We start from the raw sequence: 16,924 nt of genomic DNA on the forward strand, positions 1-16,924 counted from the left end.
AAAAAGGTTGGATTAAAGGGCGTTCAGCCCTTGCAACAGTGCCTTGTGAAACTGTGCCGGCTCTTCCATTTGCGGTGCATGGCCCAGGCCCGGGAATTCCACCAGGGTGGCGTGGGGAATCAGCTTGGCCACTTGCTTGCCCAGCACCGCGTAGTTGCCGAGCTTCGCCTTGACCGCCGGTGGCGCCAGGTCCTTGCCAATGGCGGTGTTGTCGGAGGTGCCGATCAGCAGCAGGGTGGGCATCTGCAGGTCCTTGAACTCGTAGTACACCGGCTGGGTGAAGATCATGTCGTAAATCAGCGCCGAGTTCCACGCCACCTGGGTGTGGCCGGGGCCTTTGTTCATGCCGGCGAGCATATCGACCCAGCGGTCGTATTCAGGCTTCCAGCGGCCGACGTAGTAGGTGTCGAGCTCGTATTTGCGGATGCCTTCGGCGGTCAGTTTCAACTCGCGCTCGTACCATTGGTCAACGCTGCGGTAGGGCACGCCGATGGCCTTCCAGTCTTCCAGGCCAATAGGGTTTACCAGTGCAAGTTGTTCGGTTTGCTGCGGATAGAGCAGGGCGTAGCGTGTGGCAAGCATGCCGCCGGTGGAATGGCCGAGCAGGGTAGCCTTCTGAATACCAAGTTTTTCCAGGAGCTGATGGGTGTTGATCGCCAGTTGCTGGAAGCTGTACTGGTAATTGTCCGGCTTGCTGGAGGTGCAGAAACCGATCTGGTCGGGAGCGATCACCCGGTAGCCGGCGTCGCTCAGGGCCTTGATCGATTCATCCCAGGTGGCGCCGCAGAAGTTCTTGCCGTGCATCAGCACGATGCTGCGCCCGTTGGCCTTGCCCTTGGCCGGCACGTCCATGTAGCCCATCTGCAGGGATTTGCCCTGGGACTGGAAGGTGAAGTGCTCTACCGGGTACGGGTATTGGAAGCCTTGCAGCTCGGGGCCGTAGGTCGGACCTTCTTCGGCGGCGAAGGCGGGCAGGGCGCTGCCGAGCAACAGGCTGGCGACGCACAGAGAGCGGATCTTGGACATGGTTAGAGCTCCGGGAACAGTGCCCGGATGCTGTGGCGAGGGGATTAACGGGAGATTAAATCCAGTGCAGGGTGAGCATGGCCAGTACCCCGTAGCGCGCCCCTTTGGCCAGGGTCACCAGCACCAGGAACCGCCAGAACGGTTCGCGCATGACCCCGGCCACCAGGGTCAGCGGGTCACCAATGATCGGCACCCAACTGAGCAGCAACGACCAATGGCCCCAGCGCTGGTAATGAGTACGGGCGTTTTCCAGGTGCCTGGGGCTGACCGGAAACCAGCGTCGATCCTTGAAGCGCTCGACCGAGCGGCCCAGCAGCCAGTTGACCACCGAGCCCAATACGTTGCCGGCCGTTGCAACCCCGAGCAGCAACCACAGGCTGTAGTGCCCGCTGATCAACAGCCCCACCAGCACCGCCTCCGATTGCATCGGCAACAGCGTGGCGGCGCCGAAGGCGGCGAAAAACAGTCCCAGGTAACCGGCAAGCATCAATCAGCGTGCCGGATAGTCAGCCACTACCACGTCTTTGCCATCGCGAGTCAGGCCGATGACCTGATAGGCATCGCTGCTGCCGTTCATCTCCATGCCAGGCGAGCCCATGGGCATGCCTGGCGCCGCAATGCCCAGCAAGTCGTCGCGCTTGCGCAGGGCCAAGACCTGGTCGGCTGGCACATGGCCTTCGACGAACTTGCCGTCGATCACGCCGGTATGGCAAGACGCCAGGCGCGGCGCCACGCCCAGGCGTTGCTTGACCTCGCTCATGTTGCTTTCCACATGGTCGTTGACCTTGAACCCGTTGCTCTCCAGGTGGGCAATCCACTTTTTGCAGCAACCGCAGTTGGCATCACGGTGCACGTCAATCGGGATCAGCTCGGCAGCCTGGGCCAGGGTGCTCATGAGCAGGGCCGACAGTGCGGCCAGTCGCAGGGTGGTTTTCATCGTCATCTCATCGGATAAAGGGCAACAGCGGGGCATTCTCCCTGCTTTTTGGAAAAGGGTTTCCCGGGATTGTTACGAGGTTTTACGAAAAACCGACAGCACCAGAATAACCGCCTGGTGCTGTCGGAAAACTGAGAGGGATATGACGGTTTTGTCAGGCTGGCGGGGATTCCAGGCGCTGCTTGAGCTGATCAAGGGCCTGGTTGGACAGTGCGATCATGCGCTCATGCAGGGTGGTCAGTTGCAGTTCGGTTTCATAGGTGAGGATGCGCTTGAACAGCGTGCCGTTGCCCTGTACTTGCAGCAGATAATGAATACAGCCATCGACCGCCAATGAGGTGAACGCGGTCTTGAACTCCCGCGGTCGCTGCGCAATCTGCACGCGATAGCTCATGGGAACCCGCACACCCAGCAGGTCGATGGTTTCAGTGAAACGATGACCGGCAGGCAATGAGCCGGCGATACCGGTGTCGGCGCCCAGGGATGTCGGATGCCATTCATGCCAGCGATCCGGTTGGGTAACGTAGTCGTAAACATCGTCGATAGAGGCTTGTATATAGCGTTCCTGACTGATCCGCTCCAGACGGATCGGGTGCTCAACTGCGTGCATGACACACCTCCTGTGTGGCGGAGCGAACTGTCAGAATAGTCCGGCTCCCGCGCATTGCACGGGAGCTTTCAGGCTATTTTTTCAACGCACCTTGAAGCGACCCATCAATGCAATAACCCGGCCATTGGCATCCAGCAGGCTCTGGGTGTTGTGCTCCGTGGCGTGGCCGCTTTGCACCAGCTCTTCGACCATGTGGCGGATGTGCACCATGCTGCGGTTGATTTCCTCGGTCACTGCGCTTTGCTGTTCGGCGGCGGTGGCGATCTGGGTGCTGAGGTTGTTGATATGGCTGACGGAGCCGGCCATCTCGTCCAATCCCGTGTTCACCCGGGCCGTGGCGTCAGCCGCAGACTGGCAGCTGGCCTGGGTGGCTTCCATGGCCGTCACCGAGGAACTCACGCCCGTGGTCAGGCGCGCCAGCATCTCATTGATCTGCGAGGTGCTGGCCTGGGTGCGGGCGGCGAGGGCGCGGACTTCGTCGGCCACCACCGCAAAACCCCGGCCTTGTTCGCCGGCCCGGGCGGCTTCGATGGCCGCGTTGAGTGCCAGCAGGTTGGTCTGGCCCGCGATGGCGCCGATCACGCCGAGGGTTTCGGTGATGCGGGCGGCGTCCTGGCGCATGTTTTCCACGGTGTGGGTGGCGCTGGAGACTTCGCCGATTAACGCGCTGACGCTGCGGGAAGCTTCGCCGACCACCACCCGCGAACGGTCGGCGTGCTCATTGGCACGCTGGGTGAACGCAGCCGTTTCGGCGGCGTTCTCGGCCACGGTGTCGGCGGTGGAACTCATCTCGGTGATGGCCGTGACGGTCTGGTCGGTTTCCGAGGCATGGCGCACCAGGATCTGGTTGGTCTGGGCCGACGTCTGCTGCAATTGCGCCAGGCTCGACGACATGGCGCCGGTGGCCAGGGTCACTTCTCCGATCATGTTTTGCAGGTAGACGATAAAGCGGTTCACCGAATGGCCAATCGCCCCCAGTTCATCCTCGGCGCGAATGGTGATGCGCCGGGTCAGGTCGGCATCGCCGTTGGACAGTGCGTCGATATTGGTCTTCAGGGCGGTCATCCGGTGCACCAGCTGGCGGATGGCGTACACCGCCAACAGCACCAACAGCAGGATCATCGGGATTTGCAGCATCGCCAACGTGCCCAGTACGTCATCACGTTGGGCGGTGATCAGCGAAGTCGGCAGCGCAGTAGCGAGGAACCATGGCGTGCCCTCGATCGGGCGCATGAAAAACGTGCTGGCCACGCCCTGGTTGTCGAACTCGCTGCGTTGCAGGGTTTGATCACGATGAGCCAGGCCGGCGCTGACCTGGGCGGCAAAGGCCGAGGTGCCGACCAATTCGCTGATGTTCTTCAACACCACGGGGCCGCTGATGCGCGTGCTGTTGCTGATGATCTTGCCGTCGCCTTCGACGATCAGCATTTGCCCGCCGAGGTCTTTTTCCTTGCTGGCCACCAGGTCGTTGAAGAAGCCCAGGGTCACATCGATGGTGGCGACGCCATAGGCTGCGCCGTCACGCTGGATCGCCATCGCGCAGTTGGTGCGTGGCTCCTGGCTGGCGTCATCCTTGTAGGCCGCCGCCCAGGCGCACTGGCCGCGGGGCGAAGCGAGGCCGCCCTTGTACCAGCTCTGGTCGTAGTAGTTGGGGGCCGCGTCGCTGTTCCAGAAGGTGTTCACCGCCAGCTTGCCCGAGGCATCGCGGTGCCAGAAGGTGCTGTGCTTGTTGCGCCCCGGGGTGCGTTGGTTGGGCAGGGGCCAGATGCCGCCGCCAAACACTTTCAATTCGCCGTACTGGTCCACCAGGCCTGGCAGCACCTTGTCGATGGCGTCGCTGTCCAGCAGCGGGATGGTTTGGGTGATGCTGCGTTGCTGGGCCTGAACCTTGTTCAGTTCGCCCTGGATCTGCTCGGCCACTTCGGCAATGCGATTGAGGGCCACCTGTTCTTCGGTGTGGCGCAGCTTGGGGGCCACCAACTGTCCGATGCCCACCACCGTCAAGACGAATAACAACAGGACGAACAGCACCAGAAACAGGGTGTAGCGGGCTTGGATAGAGCGCAATGAGGGCATGGGGTCGTCCTTACGAAGCGTTATTGTGCGACGCGGCTTTGTTAGAGCTTCGAAGGGCTATCGGCTTGGGACGGGCGAGCTTGAGGCACTATCGTGCAAGAAAAACCAGGGCAGGGATTCAAGGAGCGGAGCTGGCGAGCCAGCCCCGATCCAGCGTGGCAGGATTATTTGTCCAGCATCTGCATGACCGCTTCCGGGTAGCGCAGCCCGGCTGTGGCGTTGGCCGGGAAGATGGCCTCCAGCGCCGCCAACTCGGTCGGGCTCAGCTTGACCTCCAATGCCGCGACGTTCTCTTCCAGGTATTTGCGTTGCTTGGTCCCCGGGATCGGGATCAGGTAATCCCCTTGCGCCAGCACCCAGGCCAACGCCAGTTGCCCGGCGGTCACGCCCTTGTCGGCAGCCAGGGCTTGTACCTGTTTCACCAGCAGCAGGTTCTTCGCAAAGTTTTCACCCTGGAAACGCGGGCTGAACCGGCGATAGTCATCCGCCGCAAAGTCATCCGGGCTTTTCAGCGCGCCGGTCAGGAAGCCTCGGCCCAGTGGGCTGTAGGGCACAAACGCGATTCCCAGGCGTTGGCACGCCGCGAGGCAACCGTTGTCTTCCTGGTCGCGGCTCCATAACGAATATTCGCTTTGCAGGGCGCTGATGGGATGCACCTTGTGGGCGCGCTCCAGGGTAGCCGCCGACGCTTCACTCAAGCCCAGATAACGCACCTTGCCTTGCTTGACCAATTCGGCCATGGCGCCAACGGTTTCTTCAATCGCCACTTCGGGGTCGATGCGGTGCTGGTAATACAGGTCCAGGGTTTCCACGCCCAGGCGCTTCAAGGTGCCGTCGATGGCCTCGCGAATGTATTCCGGGCGGCCGTTGACGCCACGCAGTGCCGGGTTCGCCGGGTCGCGCACGATGCCGAACTTGCTGGCGAGGAACACCTGGTCGCGCCTGCCGGCGATGGCCTTGCCGATCAGCGCTTCGTTGGTGTGGGGGCCGTACATGTCGGCGGTGTCGAGCAGGTTGATCCCCAGCTCCAGGGCGCGGCGCAGGGTGTATATGGCTTCAGTGGTGTCGGTGCCGGTGGTGTAGAAATCGGTCATGCCCATGCAGCCGAGGCCGATGGCGGAAACCTGAGGGCCGTTTTTGCCGAGTTGACGTGTGTGCATGGGTCCAGCTCCTGTGTGGGAAGGGCTCCATTGTTGCCCTCGACAAAAGCGGGATAAACCGGCTAAAACCACTATCACTATTATGAAATTCTAAATAATCCAGGTAGGAAACCAGCCAGTGGACCGTTTCAACGCCATGCGCGTGTTTGTGCGGATTGTCGAGTTGGGCGGCTTTGCCAGGGCGGCCGACAGCCTGCAACTGCCGCGTGCCTCGGTGACCATCCTGATCAAGCAACTGGAGGCGCACCTTGGGGTGCAACTGTTGCAGCGCACCACGCGCCAGGTCAGCCCGACCCTGGACGGCGCCGCTTACTACCAGCGTTGCGTGAGCCTGTTGGCGGACCTTGAGGAAACCGAGGCGGTGTTCTCCACCAGCCGGCGCAACCCGCGCGGCACGTTGCGCATTGATATGCCGTCGGGGATCGGGCGCTTCCTGGTAATTCCGGCAATGCCCGAGTTCACCACGCGTTACCCGCAGATCGATCTGGAAATCGGCCTCAATGACCGCCCGGTGGACCTGATCCGCGAAGGCGTGGATTGCGTGTTGCGCGGCGGTCTGGCGCTGGACGAGTCGCTGGTGGCCCGGCCGCTGGCGATGATGGATCAGGTGACCTGCGCCAGCCCCGGCTACTTGCAGCAGTTCGGCGTACCATCGACGCTGGATGAGTTGGCCGGCCATCAAGTGGTGGAGTATTTCTCCAGCACCAGCGGCAAACGCTATGGCCTGGAGTTTCAGATCGGCAGCGACATCCGCTTGGTCGACCTGCCCAAGCAAGTGTCGGTCAACAGTGCCGATGGTTACCTGGCGGCCTGTGAGGCGGGTTACGGCCTGGTACAGACGCCGTACTACCACGCCGTTCGCCAGTTGGAAGCGGGCACGCTGGTGGAGGTGCTGGCGCATCAGCCGCCGCCCAGGTTACCGCTGACGGCGCTGTACCCGCCGCATCGCCAGCTGTCGCAACGGGTGCGGGTGTTTGTCGATTGGCTGGTGGAGTTGTGTGCCCGGCCGGGCAATGGGTTGCTGCGTCAACCTTGAGCCTTGCGGTAGGCGCCGGGCTGGAAGCCGGTGACCTTATGGAAGGCCCGGGTAAACGCCGCCACCGATTGATAACCCACGGCGAGGGACACGTCCGCCACCGTCTGGTCCTGCTTGAACAGCTGGCAGGCGTGGCGCACGCGCATCATCAACAGCACTTGCCCCGGCGACTGCCCGCACAGTTCATTGAAGCGCTTGAAGAACGCCGAGCGCGACAGGCCGGTGCAGGCGGCCATGCTTTCCAGGGTCCAGGGCTCGGCCGGGCGTGCGATCAACTGCTCCAGCAGGTTGGCAAATGCCGGTTGCCGAGCCAGCGCCGCCAGGCCGCCGAGATCGGTGTTGTCCAGCACCTGTTGGCGCAGCACATACAGGAACAGCAGGTGGCAGAGGCGCTCCAGCAGGGCGGGCGAGGGCGCCGGCGTGCGCTCGCATTCCTGCAGGATCAGTTCGAACAGGTTGCGCGCGGCGGTCAGCGATGGATCACCGGCCCGCAGGATGATCCAGGCGGGCAGGGTGTCGACAATCATCGCCGACAGCCCGGACTGGAAGTGAAAGAACCCGCACACCAGGCCCACGCCGTCACTGGCTTGGCTGTCCAGTGGCAGCATCGGTTTGCGCGGGCATTCCTGGGCGCCGGTGGCGGTGCCATCGCTGGACAAGCGGTACGCCAGGTCTCGCAGCAGGAAGACTGCATCGCCGTTGTTCAATGGGTAAGGGGTCGAGTCGCCGTCGATGTGCATCCAGCACTGCCCTTGCACCACCAGATGAAAACTCGCGCTTGCCAGGCCATGGGTGCTGGCGTGCCAGTCGCCGCAGTAACGCCCGACGTGAAACAGGCTGGTGTTGAGTTCAAGGCTATCTAATAACCAATCGACGAGTGAACTGGACGAATTCATCTAACGGAAAGACTCTAGAGCAAGTAATCGCTACTTTAGACTATTGAGCGGATTTTTTATAACCAACAGACTTGGTACACGAATCCATGAGGAGACCACTCCATGTCCCGCGTACCGATGCTAACCCTGGAAACCGCTCCTGAGGCGGCCAAGCCCTTTCTGGAAAATGCCCTGAAGGGTTCCGGGTTCATCCCCAATCTGTTGGCGGTGCTGGCCAACGCCCCGGCAGCCCTGGAAACCTACATCACCGTGTCGGGCCTGAACGCCAAGTCTGACCTGAGCCTGGCCGACCGCGAAGTGGTGCAACTGATTGCCGCCACCAATCACGGTTGCGATTTCTGCGTCGCCGGGCACACTGCCGTAGCGCGCAACAAGGCCAAGCTGCCGGAAGACGTGATCGACGCCCTGCGCCAGCGCGGTGAACTGCCCAACGAGCGTTATGAGACACTGGCAGCGTTCACCCGTGAAGTGATCGCCACCCGCGGTGATGTCAGCGACGCCGGCTACACCGCGTTCCGTGAGGCAGGCTACACCGACGGTCATGCCCTTGAGGTTATTCTGGGTGTGAGCCTGGCCACCCTGTGCAACTTCGCCAACGTGTTTGCCCGTACCCCGTTGAACCCGGAACTGGCGCAATACCGTTGGGAAAAACCGGCTAGCTGAAGGCGCGCAAGCGTTCGCGATGGTAAACATGCTGCAACAAGGAGAAACATGAATGCTTGACCCAATCTTGAGCCGTTGGCTCGATGTTCAAGCGCAGGCCCTGGATGTGGGCAGTTGCGATCCGCAGGAAGTGCTGCCACGGCTGGCAGAGGCCAATGTATTACGTATCGGTGTGCCCAAGGACCTCGGTGGCCTGGGCGGCGATGTCACCGGCGCGGTGGAAGCTATCGCCGACGTAGCTAGCCATTCCCTGGCGTCGGCGTTTGTGTGCTGGGGCCAACGCTCGTTTATCGAATACCTGCTGCAAAGCCCGAACCAGCGCCTGCGCGAGCAACTGCTGCCGGACCTGCTGAGCGGCAAGCTGGCCGGGGCGACCGGGCTGTCCAACGCGATGAAGTTTTTGTCTGGCATCGAGTCGCTGCAAATCAGCGCCGAGCCGACCGACGACGGCTGGAATCTCAATGGCCGCCTGCACTGGGTGACCAACCTGCGCAAGAACGGGTTTGTGGTGGCTGCCGCCATCGAGCATGCCCAGGGCGGCGCGCCGTTTATCCTGGCGATCCCGGACTCGGTGTCCGGCCTGCAACGTTCCCGCGACCTGGAGCTGCTGGGCCTGCAATCGAGCAATACCGCGGCCCTCGGCTTTGAAGCCGTGGAGCTGAGCCGCGACTGGTTGTTGCATGAGGATGCACGCAAGTTCCTGCCGGCCGTGCGCCCGGCGTTTCTGGGCTTGCAATGCGGCATGTCCATCGGCCTGGCGCGGCGCTCGCTGGCGGAGGTGGCCAATCACCTGGGCTCCAGCCGCACCGTATTGCGTGAAGAGCTGGAAGTGTTGCGTACCTCCCTGGAGCAGGCGGTCAACGACCTGAAGAAAGGCCTGCTGGCCGGCCGCTTCGGCACTGAGCCGGTACCGTTGTTCCGCCTGCGCATCGCGCTCGCGGAAATCGCTGCCAGCGCTGTGCAACTGGAGCTGCAAGCCAGCGGCGGCAAGGCCTACCTGACGGCCCACGGCAGCGGTTTTGCCCGGCGCTGGCGCGAGTCGGCATTTGTGCCGATCGTGACCCCGAGCCTGGTGCAGTTGCGCACCGAGTTGAACCGTCAGGCCAACCTATGAGCCAGGCGGTATTGCACGCCCAGGGAATTTGCCTGGGCTATGCGGGCAATTCGGTGCTGGAAGGTTTCGACCTGCAATTGCAGCCCGGCGAAGTGGTGTCGATCCTCGGCCCCAGCGGCGTTGGCAAGTCCAGCCTGCTGCGGGTGCTCGCCGGTTTGCAAGCGCCCCAGGGCGGCAGCATCCGCCTGTTGGGCGAGCCGTTGAATGGCCCGCACCCGCGGGTGGCGGTGGCGTTCCAGGACCCCAGCCTGCTGCCGTGGCTGAGCCTGGAAAAGAACGTCGCCTTCGGCCTGGACTTTGCCCGCCAGCCGCACCTCAGCCCTGAAGAACGTCGCAGCCGGGTCGACCATGCGATCCACGCCGTAGGCCTGGAACACGCCCGCCAGCAATTCCCGGCGGCGCTGTCCGGCGGCATGGCCCAGCGCACGGCGCTGGCGCGTTGCCTGGCACGCCAGCCGCAGGTATTGCTGCTGGACGAGCCCTTCGGTGCCCTGGATGAAGTGACCCGTGCCGACATGCAGCACCTGCTGCTCAAGGTCAATCGCGAGCAAGGTTCGGCGGCGGTGCTGATCACCCACGATATCGACGAAGCGCTGCTGTTGTCCGACCGGATTCTGCTACTGGGTAACCGCCCGGCGCGGACCCTCGGCGAATGGCGCATCGACTTGCCGCAACCGCGGGAAGAACAGGTGGAAGCCATCGGCACCCTGCGCATCGAGATTCTCAAAACCCTACGGCGGGCGAGCCGCACTGACCCCCAACCCCCTGAACTGCTGGAGCCTTGCCATGTGTCTGGATGACCTCACTCACTCGCGCCGTGACTTTCTCAAACTCTCGGCCGTGCTCAGTGCCGCCGGAGCCTTGCCACTGCTGAGCAGCTTGCAGGCCCGGGCGGCCAGTGAGCCGGACGCACCGGTACGCATCGGCTATTTGCCGATCACCGACGCCACGCCGTTGCTGGTGGCCCACAACAATGGCCTGTTCGAGGCCGAAGGCATCAAGGCCGAGCGCCCGGTGCTGCTGCGCAGTTGGGCCCAGGTGATCGAGGCGTTCATTTCCGGGCAGGTCAACGTGATTCACCTGCTGTCGCCGATGACCGTATGGGCGCGGTATGGCAGCAAGGTCCCGGCCAAGGTCGTGGCCTGGAACCATGTGGGTGGCTCGGGCTTGACCGTGTCGCCGGGCATTACCGACGTGAAGCAACTGGGCGGCAAGTCGGTGGCGATTCCGTTCTGGTACTCGATTCACAACGTGGTGGTGCAGCAGTTGTTCCGCGACAACGGCCTGACCCCGGTGGCCCGTGCCGCCGGCAGTGCGATTGCCGCCAACGAGGTCAACCTGATCGTGTTGCCGCCCTCGGACATGCCGCCGGCCCTGGCCAGCAAGCGCATCGACGGCTACATCGTCGCCGAGCCATTCAACGCCCTGGCGGAAAACCTCAACGTGGGCCGTGTACAGCGCTTTACCGGCGATGTGTGGCGCAACCATGCGTGCTGCGTGGTGTTCATGCACGAGCACGACCTGACCAACCGCCCGGAATGGTCGCAGAAGGTGGTGAATGCGATCGTCAAGGCCCAGGTCTGGACCCGTGACAACCGTGAAGAGGCGGTGAAGCTGCTGTCCAAGGACGGCGAGAACCGCTACACCCCGCATGCCGAACCGGTGCTGCGCAAAGTCCTGGCGCCGGCTGCCAGCGACCGTGCGGCTTACCTGGCTGACGGCGCGATCCAGCACGCCAACTGGGATGAGCATCGCATCGACTTCCAGCCGTATCCATTCCCCAGCTACACCGAGGAGCTGGTACGCCGCCTGAAAGACACGCTCATCGAGGGCGACAAGAAATTCCTCGCCGACCTGGACCCCGCGTTTGTCGCCAAGGACCTGGTGGACGACCGCTTCGTGCGCAATGCGATCGCGGCGGTGGGCGGCATGAAGACCTTCGGCTTGCCTGAGGGCTTTGAGCGAAACGAGGAGATTGGCGTTTGAACAACGGCAAAACCTTGGGGTTGCCGGGCTGGTTGCTTGGCTTGAGCGGGTTGGCGGGGTTGTTGTTGCTCTGGTGGCTGGGGGTGAAGGTCTTTGGCAGCGCGGACGGTTTGTCTGCGCGGTTTTCGCTGTCGGCGACCCTCGCCAGCCTGTGGGAGTTGCTGGGCCGCAGCGAGCTGTACCTGAACATAGCCGTGAGCCTCAAGCGGATCTTCGTCGGGCTGTTCCTGGCATTGCTGATTGGTGTACCGCTGGGCTTGCTGGTGGGTAGTTCGCGCAAGCTGGAGGCGGCGACCACGCCGGCGTTCCAGTTTCTGCGGATGATCTCGCCGCTGTCGTGGATGCCCATCGTGGTGATGTTGATGGGCGTGGGCGACCAGCCGATCTACTTCCTGCTGGCGTTCGCAGCGGTGTGGCCGATTCTGCTGAATACGGCGGCGGGTGTGCGTCAGCTCGATCCGCGCTGGTTGCAACTGAGCAAGAGCCTGAGCGCCACGCGCTGGGAAACCTTGCGCCGGGTGATTATTCCCGGGGTGATGGGGCACGTGCTGACCGGCGTGCGCCTGGCCATCGGGATCCTGTGGATCGTGCTGGTGCCGTGCGAGATGCTCGGGGTCAGTGCCGGGCTGGGTTACTACATCCTCGACACCCGTGACCGGCTAGCCTATTCCGAGCTGATGGCGATGGTGCTGCTGATCGGTCTGTTGGGCTTTGCCCTGGATGCGTTTGCGCGCTGGTTGCATCAGCGCTGGGTGCATGGAGGGTGAACACCTCATGCAAAGGCTCGGAGGCTTTCCGGGCCTTTGCGATGTGCTCAGGGTTTCACGTAGATGCGCAGGTCGCCTGGAATATCGTTGGGCTGTAATGGCCGGTTCGGGTCTGGCGCAGGGTTTTTTGCTTTAAGCCCGATGCTGCTGTGGGTCATGTTCCTGTTGTCAAAAACCCCGATGCCGATGCTTTCCGTCAGTTCCGCCAGGCCCGGAACACCTTCGGAGGTGTTCATGTGCGCGCTCCCCACTAACGCGACCCACTTTTCGGTGCCCGAGTTTGCCTGGATGGTTTCCGCAGCGTAGTAGTTGAACTCCTTGAGCCGCTTTTCAGAGTTGACGCCAGTGCGGGTGCGATCACGGGATTTGTCGTATCTATGTCGCGTCAGATAATAGTGATCGAGGGGTAAAAGCTCTATTCCATTGTCTTCAAATTTTTTCTTGAGTTGCTCCAGTGTTGGATTCGTGCGGCGAGTGTTGCTGTTTCCGAGCATTCCGATTCCATCATCAACGGGGCCACCGATGTAGTCGATATACCCTTCGAAGTAGACTTTTTTTACACCCTGGTTTTTTAGCGTATCGACGTTGTCGAACAGCATTTTAAAGCTGGCCATCTGCGAGTGAGACTCTCCAAACACCACGCCGTTTGATGCTTTCAATGCCTTTGTGATCAGATCGGCTGCGGGGATCGGTACGGGAACATCGGGGATTGTAGGGCGCGGCGGAAGGCCTCCGTCTTTTATCGCATCGTAATAATCCTCCATTTCCACCCGAAACTTATCCAGCGTTGCCTGGCGTGTGTCGGATTTGAAATGGGATGATTCGAGCCTGCCTTTCAAACTTTCCACGTATTGGCCCTCGGGTAACGGCTTCCTGATTCGAGGTGGGCGGTTGACAGTGTTTATCGGGTTAAACCGGTGAGTGCTCTTGCTCGAAGAGGCATAGGCGTTGGGGGAGGGCTCCAGCGTATCAGCGCTACTGAACGCTTGCAGGGGGCTGCCGTACGGCTGGTGCTTTTGTGCGTCGAAAGCGTACCACTTGCCCTTGATCTGCACCGCGCTGCCCTCGACCGTCTGCTCGCCCATCTGGAATGAGCCGGTAGCGGCTGCGTCATATCGAGTGCCGGCGGCGGCAAGCTCGCTGTTGCTCGCTGTACCCTTGAGCGTTTTCAAGCCCTGGGTGGCTGCGTTTGCGCCGTCGATGGCGAGTTTTCCCGCGCCGACTACCAGGTCGCCAAGTCCGCTCAGCGGATTGAGTTCCGAGAGTGCGGTAACCCCGAAAATCTTGCTCAGCTTGAGGGCTTTGCTGGCCGCGCTGCTGGCAGTGCTCAGGGTTTTTCCGACCTTCGCGGCGACGCCTGCACCTGCCGTGAGAAAGCCGAACACATCAAATGCCAGGTCAGAGAACCCATCTTTATAGTTGCCATTACTGAAGTTGACGATGGCCGACCTGAGCGGAACAAGGTCGAGAAAAAAGTTGCCGATGGTGCTGGCGACCGTCCTTCTATGCTCATCCGGCGTACTTCCGGCCGCTTGTTGCCTGAAGGTTTCCAGATCGAGCCCCTCGACGATTGAATCCGCAAGGTACTCCGCCCGGAAATTCCTGAACAGGTTGGGATTGGATCCCTCGAGCGGGTTCTCTTGCTTTATATAGTCGCGCTTGGCATCGAAGGTGGAGAGCTCTTCTATTCGGGTTACTTCGTTGGCGATCTTCTGGTCCTGGCGAGTGATAATTGCGTTGCTGACTTTCCTGATGCTGCCTTTTTCGGTATCGAACTCATAGGTGGACGGCTTGTTCTGGTGTTTTGTGGTGACCAGTATTTTTTTGCTTGTATGGAAGAGGGTTTCTCCCGCGAATGGTGTCCAGCTGACTCTGTAGGATTTTTCTTTGTAGAAGTTCAGCTTTCCTAACCGCAAGTTTTCTTTGTCCTCCGGTGGAAGGTTGGCGAGGGCATTCAAGATGGAATATTTCTTGACGGTTTTATAGTCGCTTATGGTCTGGCTGATGGCTTTGTCAAAGGTGTCGGGGACTTTAAAGCCGGGGCCATGGGTAAAGGCGGCGAAGGCATCAAGATCGACGCCATGCGTTCCAGGTTTGAGCTCCCAGTCTGATGCCGTTATTTTCTCGCCTTGCATGGTCAGGTCCAGCATGGAATAAGGGCCGCGAGTGGGGATCGTCTTGTTGGCGGTTTTGTTGGGCTTGAGCAACACCTTCTCTTCAAAGGGGACGCCTTCGCCAAATTTTTCCTTGAGCAGGTCCAGCGCCATCTGCTTGCGGCTGGGCATCGGGGTGTCAAGCAAGCCGGAGGCGTGTTTCAGCTTGCCCAATTGATAGTTGAACGCGTCCATGGCGGTATCAATGTCTGGTTTTTCGTAAAGCGTGTCGTCTTTCGCCTCAAGCACCCCATTGACCACGGCCCAGTCCAACAATGCCGCAGTTTGGGCAGCTTCGGGCGCGGGCCCACTTGAGTCGGCGGCGATCATCACTTCGGCAAAACTCATGTTCGCTACGCTGCCAGGGGACCTGGCTTCGATGGCGGCCGCCGCGATGCACAGGTTGGCCCAGGCCAGGCTGCCGTAGACCACGCTGTCGGGAATATCCTTGATCAGCAACTGCGGCGCCGCCCGCATCAACAGCAGATGCGTACCCAGCGAGGCGTTGGCAGGTGAGGTTTTGCCGGTATCACTCAAGTGCTCGCGCAGGCCGGCGACGATCGCCGAGGTGGGTTTGCCCCAATATTGTTTATGTGACAGGTCGAATCCGGCCACTTTGTTGCGATGCGGTTGGGTGATGGATTCCTGATCCAGATCGAGGTTGATGGCCGCCAGTACGTGATCATTCACACTGCTATCAGTCGGAATGCTCTCCAGGTTGGTCTGCAAGGCCTCTCCCAGCGCCTGGCCTCGGGGGGAACGGATGAGGGCTTCCAGCGTTTTGGCCGGATCGCTCGAGGCGTCGCTGGAGAGCGGCAGGTTACCGTTCAGAAACTCCAGGAGCCCCCGCTGCTGGCTTGCTTGCTGAACATCCGGAGCGCCAGCGGCATGTTCTCTGGCGGCGGTGAGCAGTTCGTTCTGCTGAGGTGTGCTCAAGGGCAGGGGCCAGGACAAGGCGCCGCCCAGATTTCCCCATGGATGGGGGTGGGAACGTGTCAGCGATGTGCGCGCCAGGGTCATCAGCTCATCATGGGTGGTTGGCTCGGGCAGGCCCATAGCCTTGAGAAAGTTTGCAAGACTCACGGCGTTAGCACTATTTGGGGGGTAAGAAGAGTTGGGCGCGAGGTCCGTCAGCGTGCTTCCCAGCGCAGATCGCACCACCAGAAACGGCGCGTTCGGTCCTGCCAACGTGGCGACATGAGTGAGCTGCTGCGCCAGTGCCTGCCAGTTTTTTCGGTCAGCCAGCGCGGTCTCCAAGGCTTTCGGGCCATTGGGGGGCGGTGTGTCAGCCGCGGGGTCCGGAATGTCCGTTGCGCTTTGCAATATTTCATCGGGGTATGACGGTATATCGGGGAGTGGTATCGGAGGAGGGGGCGGTGGTGGGTATGCAGTGGAGGAAGGAACCGAGTTGCTGACTATCATCGTGAACACCTTTAGGCACGCTCATTCAGGAATGCGCCTTTCAGGAAAACCTCCCTGCTTCCTGGACGCTCTTGCTGAGTGTCGGAAGCAGGGGGAATGGCTCCGCCTGTAAAGTGTTCAAGATGTCAGAAAATGTACGGATGACCGATCAGCGATGGTAATACCCCGGTCCGCCTTCGCTGTAGCGATGGTCATGCCAACCGCCGCCGCCGTGGGGGAAAATAATGCAGCCGCTCATGCTCAACATGATCAGCAAGGGAATCAGCAGTGTGATTCGACGAAGCATTTCAAAATCCTCTAGGGTGCTCTCAGGTTCAATCAGGCGTTGGGCAAGCCAAAGTTTTTCATCGCCTGTAACATGAGACCCCGCCGACCCCAATCCATCCCCGCTAACAGGTATGTGCTTGGTGTGGTAGTCGATACAAAGTGGACACAATTTTTTAGCTTCAGGAACCCGTCATGACCCAAAAGCAACGTTTGAAATACTCGATTCTGATCTCCCTGCTGGTGCTGGGGACGATGTTTGGCCTGTCCTACTTGCAGAACAACGGGGTCATCAGCGAAAAGACGTTCCAGTACATCGCGATTGCGGTAGCGGTAACCGTGGTGGTGATCAACGGTGTGATGCGTCGCAAGGTCAAGCCCAACCTTTGAGTCAGGCCCGGCCTTCCAGGACTTTGGCAGCCTGCTCGTGCAGGCTGTAGCTCTTGTCGGCGTTCAGGATGATCACGCCTTCGGTGCACAGGCGCTTGAGCACCTCGCGCACGCTTAGAAACGACAACGGGATGCCCAGCTCCAGCAAATGGCTGTGCACGCCGCGCACGCCGAGGGTGCGCTGGTTGTCGGCGGCGGTCAGCAGGGCGTCGATGACCTTCAGCCGGATCAGGCTGGTGCGCAGGCCAAAGCATTTGAGCAAATGACGAATACGCTGGTTGCCATGTTCCGGCGCCTTGCCGAACGCCTGGTTGCCGGTGGCAAAACCTCCGTCATGCATGGGTGAGTGTCCTTCCGTGGGCAGTTGCGAGTTGTACATGCAGAAACTCCTTATCAGAGCCTGATCAGGAAAATGATGGCGCTC

Annotated in this window: 17 protein-coding genes; 7 read left to right on the forward strand and 10 right to left on the reverse strand. The window is 61.1% G+C overall.

Features of this window, described 5'->3' with window-relative positions; all coding sequences use genetic code 11:
* Positions 1-12: 12 nt before the first annotated feature.
* The 6 genes from HX815_RS10975 to HX815_RS11000 all read right to left on the reverse strand — a co-directional run bounded on the left by HX815_RS10975 (position 13) and on the right by HX815_RS11000 (position 5,809).
* Complete coding sequence (locus HX815_RS10975; RefSeq protein WP_087692370.1) at positions 13-1,026, reverse strand: alpha/beta fold hydrolase; 1,014 nt, start codon at positions 1,024-1,026, stop codon at positions 13-15.
* A 55-nt stretch (positions 1,027-1,081) separates the two neighbouring features.
* Positions 1,082-1,513 (reverse strand): YqaA family protein, encoded by a 432-nt coding sequence (locus HX815_RS10980; protein WP_102368893.1) that lies wholly within the window; start codon positions 1,511-1,513, stop codon positions 1,082-1,084.
* Positions 1,514-1,516: 3 nt separating this feature from the next.
* Positions 1,517-1,963, reverse strand: coding sequence for a DUF411 domain-containing protein (locus HX815_RS10985; protein WP_087692368.1), 447 nt, complete (start codon positions 1,961-1,963; stop codon positions 1,517-1,519).
* A 154-nt stretch (positions 1,964-2,117) separates the two neighbouring features.
* Positions 2,118-2,573, reverse strand: a complete 456-nt coding sequence (locus HX815_RS10990) for an SRPBCC family protein (protein ID WP_003207553.1) — start codon at positions 2,571-2,573, stop codon at positions 2,118-2,120.
* 81 nt (positions 2,574-2,654) lie between these two features.
* The gene (locus tag HX815_RS10995) at positions 2,655-4,649 is read right to left on the reverse strand and encodes a methyl-accepting chemotaxis protein (RefSeq protein ID WP_102368896.1); all 1,995 of its coding nucleotides are present in this window, start codon (positions 4,647-4,649) and stop codon (positions 2,655-2,657) included.
* A 164-nt stretch (positions 4,650-4,813) separates the two neighbouring features.
* Positions 4,814-5,809 (reverse strand): aldo/keto reductase, encoded by a 996-nt coding sequence (locus HX815_RS11000; protein WP_177028196.1) that lies wholly within the window; start codon positions 5,807-5,809, stop codon positions 4,814-4,816.
* Between the two features lie 118 nt (positions 5,810-5,927).
* Between HX815_RS11000 and HX815_RS11005 the strand changes: the two genes are divergently transcribed.
* Positions 5,928-6,845 (forward strand): LysR family transcriptional regulator, encoded by a 918-nt coding sequence (locus HX815_RS11005; protein ID WP_177028197.1) that lies wholly within the window; start codon positions 5,928-5,930, stop codon positions 6,843-6,845.
* On the opposite strand, the gene HX815_RS11010 is transcribed toward HX815_RS11005, so the two are convergent.
* Positions 6,836-7,741 (reverse strand): AraC family transcriptional regulator, encoded by a 906-nt coding sequence (locus HX815_RS11010; RefSeq protein ID WP_087692364.1) that lies wholly within the window; start codon positions 7,739-7,741, stop codon positions 6,836-6,838. The genes HX815_RS11005 and HX815_RS11010 overlap by 10 nt on opposite strands.
* Positions 7,742-7,843: 102 nt before the next feature.
* Here HX815_RS11010 and HX815_RS11015 point away from each other — a divergent pair, with 102 nt between their 5' ends.
* From HX815_RS11015 to HX815_RS11035, 5 genes are read left to right on the forward strand one after another with little or no spacing between them, the layout of a single operon-like run.
* A complete protein-coding gene (locus tag HX815_RS11015) occupies positions 7,844-8,404 on the forward strand; it encodes a carboxymuconolactone decarboxylase family protein (protein WP_003207562.1) in 561 nt (186 codons plus the stop codon).
* Positions 8,405-8,456: 52 nt separating this feature from the next.
* Positions 8,457-9,518, forward strand: a complete 1,062-nt coding sequence (locus tag HX815_RS11020) for an acyl-CoA dehydrogenase family protein (protein ID WP_003207563.1) — start codon at positions 8,457-8,459, stop codon at positions 9,516-9,518.
* Positions 9,515-10,318 carry an ABC transporter ATP-binding protein gene (locus tag HX815_RS11025; RefSeq protein ID WP_003207565.1) on the forward strand — a complete coding sequence of 268 codons (804 nt, stop codon included), beginning with the start codon at positions 9,515-9,517 and terminating at the stop codon, positions 10,316-10,318. The genes HX815_RS11020 and HX815_RS11025 overlap by 4 nt, the downstream gene beginning before the upstream one ends.
* The gene (locus HX815_RS11030) at positions 10,305-11,504 is read left to right on the forward strand and encodes an ABC transporter substrate-binding protein (RefSeq protein WP_010171568.1); all 1,200 of its coding nucleotides are present in this window, start codon (positions 10,305-10,307) and stop codon (positions 11,502-11,504) included. Before HX815_RS11025 ends, HX815_RS11030 begins: the two co-directional genes overlap by 14 nt.
* 14 nt (positions 11,505-11,518) lie before the next feature.
* On the forward strand, positions 11,519-12,271 hold the full coding sequence (locus tag HX815_RS11035) for an ABC transporter permease (protein ID WP_172834573.1): 753 nt from the start codon (positions 11,519-11,521) through the stop codon (positions 12,269-12,271).
* Between the two features lie 47 nt (positions 12,272-12,318).
* On the opposite strand, the gene HX815_RS11040 is transcribed toward HX815_RS11035, so the two are convergent.
* Both HX815_RS11040 and HX815_RS11045 read right to left on the reverse strand, forming a co-directional pair.
* The gene (locus HX815_RS11040) at positions 12,319-15,681 is read right to left on the reverse strand and encodes a membrane-targeted effector domain-containing toxin (protein ID WP_256351085.1); all 3,363 of its coding nucleotides are present in this window, start codon (positions 15,679-15,681) and stop codon (positions 12,319-12,321) included.
* Between the two features lie 313 nt (positions 15,682-15,994).
* The gene (locus tag HX815_RS11045) at positions 15,995-16,132 is read right to left on the reverse strand and encodes a hypothetical protein (protein ID WP_003207572.1); all 138 of its coding nucleotides are present in this window, start codon (positions 16,130-16,132) and stop codon (positions 15,995-15,997) included.
* A gap of 173 nt (positions 16,133-16,305) precedes the next feature.
* On the opposite strand from HX815_RS11045, the gene HX815_RS11050 reads away from it, so the two are divergent.
* Positions 16,306-16,500, forward strand: coding sequence for a hypothetical protein (locus HX815_RS11050; RefSeq protein WP_003207574.1), 195 nt, complete (start codon positions 16,306-16,308; stop codon positions 16,498-16,500).
* 1 nt (position 16,501) lies between these two features.
* Here HX815_RS11050 and HX815_RS11055 read toward each other — a convergent pair whose 3' ends face one another.
* The gene (locus HX815_RS11055; RefSeq protein WP_177028199.1) at positions 16,502-16,879 is read right to left on the reverse strand and encodes a fe2+ zn2+ uptake regulation protein; all 378 of its coding nucleotides are present in this window, start codon (positions 16,877-16,879) and stop codon (positions 16,502-16,504) included.
* Positions 16,880-16,924 lie beyond the last annotated feature (45 nt).

It is taken from the genome of Pseudomonas sp. E6002 (assembly GCF_013385565.1).
In the GTDB taxonomy this organism is placed as follows: domain Bacteria; phylum Pseudomonadota; class Gammaproteobacteria; order Pseudomonadales; family Pseudomonadaceae; genus Aquipseudomonas.

What these genes read in the sequence shown, in the direction of transcription:
- HX815_RS11015 (WP_003207562.1), top strand. Translation starts at nt 7,844, where the DNA reads ATGTCCCGCGTACCGATGCTAACCCTGGAAACCGCTCCTGAGGCGGCC.
- HX815_RS10975 (WP_087692370.1), bottom strand. Translation starts at nt 1,026, where the DNA reads ATGTCCAAGATCCGCTCTCTGTGCGTCGCCAGCCTGTTGCTCGGCAGC.
- HX815_RS10995 (WP_102368896.1), bottom strand. Translation starts at nt 4,649, where the DNA reads ATGCCCTCATTGCGCTCTATCCAAGCCCGCTACACCCTGTTTCTGGTG.
- HX815_RS11055 (WP_177028199.1), bottom strand. Translation starts at nt 16,879, where the DNA reads ATGTACAACTCGCAACTGCCCACGGAAGGACACTCACCCATGCATGAC.
- HX815_RS11010 (WP_087692364.1), bottom strand. Translation starts at nt 7,741, where the DNA reads ATGAATTCGTCCAGTTCACTCGTCGATTGGTTATTAGATAGCCTTGAA.
- HX815_RS11000 (WP_177028196.1), bottom strand. Translation starts at nt 5,809, where the DNA reads ATGCACACACGTCAACTCGGCAAAAACGGCCCTCAGGTTTCCGCCATC.
- HX815_RS11050 (WP_003207574.1), top strand. Translation starts at nt 16,306, where the DNA reads ATGACCCAAAAGCAACGTTTGAAATACTCGATTCTGATCTCCCTGCTG.
- HX815_RS11030 (WP_010171568.1), top strand. Translation starts at nt 10,305, where the DNA reads ATGTGTCTGGATGACCTCACTCACTCGCGCCGTGACTTTCTCAAACTC.
- HX815_RS11020 (WP_003207563.1), top strand. Translation starts at nt 8,457, where the DNA reads ATGCTTGACCCAATCTTGAGCCGTTGGCTCGATGTTCAAGCGCAGGCC.
- HX815_RS10985 (WP_087692368.1), bottom strand. Translation starts at nt 1,963, where the DNA reads ATGAAAACCACCCTGCGACTGGCCGCACTGTCGGCCCTGCTCATGAGC.
- HX815_RS10980 (WP_102368893.1), bottom strand. Translation starts at nt 1,513, where the DNA reads ATGCTTGCCGGTTACCTGGGACTGTTTTTCGCCGCCTTCGGCGCCGCC.
- HX815_RS11025 (WP_003207565.1), top strand. Translation starts at nt 9,515, where the DNA reads ATGAGCCAGGCGGTATTGCACGCCCAGGGAATTTGCCTGGGCTATGCG.
- HX815_RS10990 (WP_003207553.1), bottom strand. Translation starts at nt 2,573, where the DNA reads ATGCACGCAGTTGAGCACCCGATCCGTCTGGAGCGGATCAGTCAGGAA.
- HX815_RS11045 (WP_003207572.1), bottom strand. Translation starts at nt 16,132, where the DNA reads ATGCTTCGTCGAATCACACTGCTGATTCCCTTGCTGATCATGTTGAGC.